Origin of the sequence: Streptomyces alkaliphilus (assembly GCF_014141535.1) — a bacterium.
GTDB lineage: Bacteria > Actinomycetota > Actinomycetes > Streptomycetales > Streptomycetaceae > Streptomyces > Streptomyces alkaliphilus.
Window position 1 is genome coordinate 1 of sequence record NZ_VKHT01000159.1, and the last position, 7149, is coordinate 7149.

Annotated in this window: 6 protein-coding genes and 1 pseudogene; 1 reads left to right on the forward strand and 6 read right to left on the reverse strand. The window is 73.7% G+C overall.

Annotated elements, in window-relative coordinates:
* The 4 genes and pseudogenes from FNQ90_RS07800 to FNQ90_RS07815 all read right to left on the reverse strand — a co-directional run.
* Positions 1 to 556 (reverse strand): annotated as a pseudogene (locus FNQ90_RS07800) (hypothetical protein); the annotation flags it as partial.
* A complete protein-coding gene (locus FNQ90_RS07805) occupies positions 553 to 1449 on the reverse strand; it encodes an FAD binding domain-containing protein (protein ID WP_143624961.1) in 897 nt (298 codons plus the stop codon). The pseudogene FNQ90_RS07800 and the gene FNQ90_RS07805, both read right to left, overlap by 4 nt.
* Before the next feature lie 413 nt (positions 1450 to 1862).
* The gene (locus FNQ90_RS07810; RefSeq protein ID WP_143620666.1) at positions 1863 to 2159 is read right to left on the reverse strand and encodes a DUF3039 domain-containing protein; all 297 of its coding nucleotides are present in this window, start codon (positions 2157 to 2159) and stop codon (positions 1863 to 1865) included.
* Positions 2160 to 2170: 11 nt separating this feature from the next.
* Positions 2171 to 2728, reverse strand: a complete 558-nt coding sequence (locus FNQ90_RS07815; RefSeq protein ID WP_182605703.1) for a YqgE/AlgH family protein — start codon at positions 2726 to 2728, stop codon at positions 2171 to 2173.
* A 511-nt stretch (positions 2729 to 3239) separates the two neighbouring features.
* On the opposite strand from FNQ90_RS07815, the gene murA reads away from it, so the two are divergent.
* Positions 3240 to 4571: a UDP-N-acetylglucosamine 1-carboxyvinyltransferase gene (murA, locus tag FNQ90_RS07820; RefSeq protein WP_182605707.1), complete on the forward strand. Its 1332-nt coding sequence runs from the start codon at positions 3240 to 3242 to the stop codon at positions 4569 to 4571.
* Between the two features lie 153 nt (positions 4572 to 4724).
* Here the strand turns inward: murA and FNQ90_RS07825 are convergent, their stop codons facing one another.
* Both FNQ90_RS07825 and FNQ90_RS07830 read right to left on the reverse strand, forming a co-directional pair.
* Entirely contained in the window at positions 4725 to 5006 is a 282-nt protein-coding gene (locus tag FNQ90_RS07825) for an HU family DNA-binding protein (RefSeq protein ID WP_143620662.1), read from the reverse strand.
* A gap of 384 nt (positions 5007 to 5390) precedes the next feature.
* Positions 5391 to 6863 (reverse strand): NAD-dependent malic enzyme, encoded by a 1473-nt coding sequence (locus FNQ90_RS07830; protein ID WP_182605705.1) that lies wholly within the window; start codon positions 6861 to 6863, stop codon positions 5391 to 5393.
* Positions 6864 to 7149: the final 286 nt, after the last annotated feature.

Sequence of the window (7149 nt, forward strand, 5' to 3'; positions counted from 1 at the left end):
CCTGCGGCTCGTCCGGCCCGGGACGACGCTCGGTGTCGGTGCGGCCCCGGGTCACCCCGGCGAGCGCGGCCGCCGCCCCCTGCCCCATGGCCGCAGCCGAACCGGCGGGCGGAGGGGGCGGGGGTCCGCCGGTGAAGGCCCCCGGGTCCTCGGCGGGGCCCGCAGGACCGGTCCCGGTGGGACGCAGCGCCGCGTCCGGCCCGGCCGGGGCCGGGGCGGCGTCCGCGCCGAAGGGCATGGTCCAGCTGGCCCACCGGCCGGGCGCGCCGGGGTCGGTCTCCGGAGCGGGGAGGAGCGGCTCGGTGCCGATCTCCGGTGGCCGGAAGTCCTGGCCGCCGGGGGCGGCGAGGGGATCGGCGGAGGTGTCGGTGTCCGGGACGGCGGGGGGCAGCTGGATGTGGGCGGTGGCCTCGGAGTCGTACTCCGCGCCCCAGCCGGTGCGCGGCAGCGGAACGCCCGGATACTCCGGGTGTTCGGGGTGTCGGCGGGGCCCCTCGAACCGGTCGTCGGCGGGCTCGTCCGCGCGCCGGGGCCGGTGCTCGTTCATGTCGCTCACGACAGCGCCCTTCCCAGTCCGCGGCGGGCCAGCGCCGCCACCGTGCGCCGCAGGTGCCGCAGCGCGGGGGACAGTTCGGCGGGCTCCCCGCCCTCCGGTCCCGGTTCGGGGTCCGGCACGCAGGCCGCCCCCACGTATTCGCCGAACGCGGCCAGCGCGTCCGGTGGCAACCGGCGTTCGCCGTCCCAGTCGACGAGCGACGCCACCCAGCGCTCGGCCTCCAGCGGGCGCAGCGGCATGGGGGCGACGGCTCCCACGGCGCAGCGCACCTCGCGGCGGACCGGGTCCAGCACCACGGAGACCGAGGCCAGCGCCCGGGCGGGACCGGTGCGACCGGTGGCCTTGAGGAAGGTCTGCGGGGCGTGCAGCAGGGGGACGCGGACGAAGGCGAGGAGTTCGGCCGGGCGCAGCCGCTCGCGGCCGGCCAGCAGGTGTCCCACCGGGATGCCGCGCTCGGAGCCCTCGGGGCCGACGACCACCAGGTGGGCCTCCAGCGCGGCCAGCACCGGCAGGGTGTCGCCGGTGGCGGCGCCGGTGATGATGTTGCCGCCCAGGGTTCCGGCGTTGCGCACCTGGGGCGGGCCGGCGGTGCGGGCGGCGGCGGCCAGGGCGGGAATGAGGGCGGCGAAGTCCGGGCGGCCCATGCGGGCGTGGGTCAGGCAGGCACCGAGGACGGCGTGACCGTCGCGGTACTCCCAGCCGCGCAGCTCACCCAGGCGGCCGAGGCCGACCAGGGCGGCGGGGCGCAACGATCCGGCGTTGACGTCCCCCATCAGATCGGTGCCGCCCGCCACGGGCACCGCGGCGGGCTCCGCGGCCAACGCCGCGACGGCCTCGTCGAGCGTGGCCGGGAGCGCGACCGGCTGCGCCGTGCGCGGTGCGTGCGTGCTCACTCCTGCTGCCCCTCTCGGGTGGAACCCGGCTCCCGAGCCGTACGGTACGTCCTCCCGACCCGGAGGTGGCAACTCTGGCATATTTTCCCGATCTGCAAACCGGGGGACGGCCCCTTTCGGGAGTTCTTCGGGGGTTTCCGGGGAGGATCGGCGGAGCGCCCGCTCGGCGGGCCGGGGCTCCGCGGGGCGCCGGGTCCGGGGACGACGGCGGGCGCCGGGCGCGCCGGCGGACGGCAGGGGCGCGTCGCGCGCCGGCTCACCCCGTCGGGGCACGGGGCGTCCCGACGCGCCGCACGGGCGCGCGCCGACCGGCGGGCGGCACGGGGCCGCCCGTGACGTGCGGCCGGCACGGCCGGGTACCGGCGGGAGGATCGGCCGGGGGTCGCCGGGGCCGCGCGGCCCCGGCGCGGGACTCAGCCCTTGTCGCCCTTGCCGCCGCCCTTGCCGCCGCGACCGCCGAAGGCGCCCATGGACTCGTAGATCTCCTTGCACATGGGGCACACCGGGTATTTCTTGGGGTCCCGGCCGGGCACCCAGACCTTGCCGCAGAGCGCCACGACGGGGCTGCCGTCGATCGCGCTCGCCATGATCTTGTCCTTCTGGACGTAGTGCGCGAAACGCTCGTGGTCGCCGTCACCGTGGGTCGTCTGCGGGGTGGGTTCGACGAGGGTGCCGGTACCCGTCCCGCGCTCGGGCTCAGGAGTGCTCATGGATCCCAAGCCTAATTGAGCGACGGGTCGTCCGGGTATGTGGCCAACAGGGCCAGGCCGGAACGCTGGCGCCGCAACACGGCGCGCCACAGACCCTCGGGGCGGGGTACCGAGACATCGCCCGGCTCGGAGTCCACGATGTACCAGGCGCCCTCGTCCAGCTCGCCCTCGAGTTGTTCGGCGCCCCACCCTGCGTAGCCGGCGAAGACCCGCAACGAGCCGACCTCCCCCGCGAGGACCTCGGGGGGCGCGTCGAGGTCCACCAGCCCGATCGAACCGTGCACGCGCCGCCAGCCGAGTGGTCCCTCTCCCGGCACCACGGCCAGGGCGAGCGCGGCGTCCAGTGCCACCGGCCCGCCCTGGAAGACGACCCCGGGTTCCCCGGCGAGCGCGGCCCAGGGTTCCAGCACCTCGGAGACGTCCACGGGAGTGGGGCGGTTGAGGACCACTCCGAGGGCTCCGTCCGCGTCGTGGTCGAGGACCAGGACGACGGAACGCGTGAAGTTGGGATCCGCCAGGGCGGGGGCGGCGACCAGCAGTCGCCCGGCGAGCGAGGACACCTCGGTCATGACGCCATGATTGCCCATCCGGGAGCCGGTCGGGAGGGCAACGGCGCATCGCGCCCCGGCGGATGCCCCCGGTGAGCGGGAACGGTCCGCCGGCATGTGACGGGCGGGTCACCCACATTTTTCGCACGGATGTCCGGAGTGGGTGGGCGGTCACCGCGCGGGGCACCCCGAACCCTCCTGACTCCCCGTCGAACGTTCGGCCGAAGGGCGCTCCGGGTCGGCCGGTGCCGGAATTCCCGCACGGGGCCGGCGGATCCCGCTCCCTCCGGTCGACCGGAAATCCGGCGGGGCCTCCCGGGATGTCCCGCCACCCGATCACCGGGAGTGTCCGAGGACACCATCCGGAACGGCGCGGAAAAGGCCGGTGGGAACACCTGCGAAAACACCCCCGGGGAGACCGACCGGGCGGCCTCCGCCGGATCCCCACCCCCCTCACCGGGGGAATGATCGGCCTGATTGTCCGATTACCATCGTGTCTGGTTCCCACCCCTTCCCGCAGATCGCGAGTTCCATGACCGACACCGACACCGATGACGTCCTGCTCGTCCGCGGCGGCACCCCGCTGGAGGGCGAGATCACCGTCCGCGGCGCGAAGAACCTGGTCCCCAAGGCCATGGTCGCCGCGCTCCTCGGCAGCGGCCCCAGCAGACTGCGGAACGTCCCCGACATCCGGGACGTGCGGGTGGTGCGCGGCCTCCTCCAACTGCACGGCGTGACCGTGCGGGCCGGGGAGGAGGACGGCGAGCTGGTGATGGACCCCTCACGGGTGGAGAGCGCCCACGTCGCGGACATCGACGCGCACGCCGGTTCCTCCCGCATTCCGATTCTCTTCTGCGGCCCGCTGCTGCACCGCCTGGGGCACGCCTTCATCCCCGGCCTGGGGGGCTGCGACATCGGCGGCCGGCCGGTCGACTTCCACTTCGACGTGTTGCGCAAATTCGGTGCCCGTATCGACAAGCGCGCCGACGGCCAGTACCTGGAGGCTCCGCAGCGCCTCCAGGGATGCAAAATCCGCCTGCCCTACCCCTCGGTGGGCGCCACCGAGCAGGTACTGCTCACCGCCGTGCTGGCGGAAGGGCTCACCGAGCTGACCAACGCGGCGGTGGAACCGGAGATCGAGGATTTGATCTGCGTCCTGCAGAAGATGGGCGCCATCATCTCCATGGACACCGACCGCACCATCCGGATCACCGGTGTGGACCACCTCGACGGGTACACCCACCGGGCGCTGCCGGACCGGCTGGAATCGGCCTCCTGGGCCAGTGCCGCGCTGGCGACCGGCGGCGACATCCTCGTGCGGGGCGCCGCCCAGCGCGAGATGATGACCTTCCTCAACGTCTACCGGAAGGTCGGCGGCGCGTTCGAGGTCACCGACGGGGGCATCCGCTTCCGGCACCCCGGCGGGCCGCTGAACTCCATCGCCCTGGAGACCGACGTGCACCCCGGTTTCCAGACCGACTGGCAGCAGCCGCTGGTGGTCGCCCTCACCCAGGCCACGGGGCTGTCGATCGTTCACGAGACCGTGTACGAGTCGCGGTTGGGCTTCACCGAGGCGCTGAACCAGATGGGTGCCCGGATCCAGCTCTACCGTGAGTGCCTGGGCGGCACGCCCTGCCGGTTCGGCCGGCGAAACTTCCTGCACTCCGCGGTGGTCTCCGGCCCCACCCGCCTGCAGGGCGGCGAGCTGGTCATCCCCGACCTGCGCGGCGGGTTCTCCTACCTGATCGCCGCGCTGGCCGCCGAGGGCACCTCGCGGGTGCACGGGATCGACCTGATCAACCGGGGCTACGAGAACTTCATGGAGAAGCTCGGCCGGCTGGGGGCCAAGGTCGAGCGTCCCTGAGCGGCCCGACGCCCCCGGCTCCGCCGGGGGCGTTCCGGAACGGGACGGGGCCCGGGGGTGTTCCGTCGAGAACACCCCCGGGCCCCGTCGACGGGGAATCCGGGTCCGTCCGTCGGCCGACCCGGCGGCCGGGCGGGTCGACGGACGGGGGACTCACTTGCCCTTGGCGGCGTCCTTGAGCTTCGAGCCCGCGGAGACCTTGACGCTGTAACCGGCGGGGATCTGGATGGGCTCGCCGGTCTGCGGGTTGCGGGCGGTACGGGCGGCCCGGTGGGTCCGCTCGAAGGTCAGGAAGCCGGGGATGGTGACCTTCTCATCGCCCTTGGCGACGACCTCGCCGGTCACCTCGGCGAGCGCGGCCAGCACGGCATCGGCGTCCTTGCGGGTCACCTCGGCGCGCTCGGACAGCGCGGCCACCAGCTCGGTGCGGTTCATAGTTCGTACTCCTGTGTGTTTCTTGCCGGTCAGGCGTGAGATCGAAGCCGATGGTGCCAGGGTGCTCGGACAGCTCCCCGGTCGGGTCCGCCTGTTCGGCCTCTCGCCCGAGTGTGCATCCTGCCCCCGGACCCGGCCGGAAAGCCAATCCGGCACCGCCCCGGCCAGGCGATCAGCCTACGGGTCCCGGGCCCCCGACCACGCACGACGCGCCGCCGAACGGGTCGCGAGTGCCGTGCGAACCACCCCGGCGGGGCATTCGGGAGCCGCCCGGCCCACCCGTGAGGGTGACGCCCGGGGCGGGGCCCGGAGCGTTCCGGGGCCGAGCGACACCCCGGCCGGTCGGCCCCGAAACGATCATCCCGCGCCGCGGGGCGGCCGTCCTCAGGCGTTCCCGGCGGGCTCCCCGGACGCCACGGTTTCCGCCGTCTCCGCCGTCTCCGCCGCCTCGGCGCGGGAGCGCTCGACGGCGTCGCGCACGGCGCCCGCCACCGCTCCGGAGACCTTCTCGTTGAAGACGCTGGGCACGATGTAGTTCGGGTTCAGCTCGTCCGGACCCACCACATCGGCCAGCGCGCGGGCGGCGGCCAGCATCATCCTCTCGTCCACCGCGCGGGACTGCGCGTCCAGCAGCCCCCGGAAGACCCCGGGGAAGACCAGCACGTTGTTGATCTGGTTGGGGAAGTCCGAGCGACCGGTGGCCACCACCGCCGCCGTCCGGCGGGCGACGGCCGGATCGATCTCCGGATCGGGATTGGCGAGCGCGAACACGATGGCGCCCTCCGCCATGGCCGCCACGTCCTCGGCGTCCAGCACGTCGGGGGCGGAGACACCGACGAAGACATCGGCCCCGACCACGGCCTCCTTGAGGGTGCCGGTGAGCCCGGTGGGGTTGGTGTTGTCGGCGATCCAGCGCAGCGGGGCGTCGCCGTCCGCGTCGGCCAGGTCCTCCCGACCCGCGTGGACCACGCCGTGGATGTCGGCGACCACGGCGTCCCGCACCCCGGCGGCGAGCAGCAGGCGCAGGATGGCCGTACCGGCGGCGCCCGCCCCGGACATCACCACCCGCACACCGCCCAGGTCCTTGCCGACCACCCGCAGTGCGTTGTGCAGGGCCGCGAGCACCACGATGGCGGTGCCGTGCTGGTCGTCGTGGAAGACCGGGATGTCCAGTGCCTCGCGCAGGCGCGCCTCGATCTCGAAGCAGCGCGGCGCGGAGATGTCCTCCAGGTTGATACCGGCGAAGCCGGGGGCGATGGCGCGGACGATCTCCACGATGGCGTCGGTGTCCTGGGTGTCCAGGCACAGCGGCCAGGCGTCGATCCCGGCGAACCGCTTGAACAGCGCCGCCTTGCCCTCCATGACCGGCAGCGCCGCCTTCGGCCCGATGTTGCCCAGTCCGAGGACGGCGGAGCCGTCGGTGACCACGGCGACGCTGTTGCGCTTGATGGTCAGCCGGCGGGCGTCCTCGGGATTGGCGGCGATCTGGGTGCACACCCGGGCCACACCGGGGGTGTAGATCATCGAGAGGTCGTCGCGGTTGCGAATGGGATGCTTGGCGCTCATCTCGATCTTGCCGCCGAGGTGCATCAGGAAGGTCCGGTCGGAGACCTTGCCGATGGTGACGCCCTCGATCGTCCGCAGCTTCTGCACGATCTCGTCGGCGTGGGCGGTGGAGGTCGCGGCCACCGTGACGTCGATGCGCAGACGCTCGTGGCCCGAGGCGGTGACGTCGAGGCCGGTCACGTGGCCGCCGGAGGACTCCACGACCGTGGTGAGCTGGCTGACGGCGGTGCCGCCGGCCGGCACCTCCAGTCGCACGGTCATCGAATAGGAGACGCTGGGCGCCGTTGCCATGGCGGAACTTCCTTCTCTGTCCCCGTGTGTGCCGAGGAGATCATCCGTGTGGTGCGCGACGGACACGGCGATCCGGGGGTTCGCCCGTTCCTCGCCCGACGGCGCGCCCCCGCATCGTCGCACTTACCGGCGGGTACGCGGTAATGCGTGGTATGTCGCGCGGATTCCGCCGGAAGTCGCCCCTCGACCCTAGAAGACGGGGCCGTCGCGGGCCGGCCCCCGAGTCCTCGAACCCGGGAACAATACGACCGCAACCCGGGGGCCGGCGGGTGGACGGGGGACCCGG

Coding starts and splice junctions, on each gene's coding strand:
- FNQ90_RS07810 (WP_143620666.1), bottom strand. CDS start 2,159: ATGAGCACTCCTGAGCCCGAGCGCGGGACGGGTACCGGCACCCTCGTC.
- FNQ90_RS07815 (WP_182605703.1), bottom strand. CDS start 2,728: ATGACCGAGGTGTCCTCGCTCGCCGGGCGACTGCTGGTCGCCGCCCCC.
- murA (WP_182605707.1), top strand. CDS start 3,240: ATGACCGACACCGACACCGATGACGTCCTGCTCGTCCGCGGCGGCACC.
- FNQ90_RS07825 (WP_143620662.1), bottom strand. CDS start 5,006: ATGAACCGCACCGAGCTGGTGGCCGCGCTGTCCGAGCGCGCCGAGGTG.
- FNQ90_RS07830 (WP_182605705.1), bottom strand. CDS start 6,863: ATGGCAACGGCGCCCAGCGTCTCCTATTCGATGACCGTGCGACTGGAG.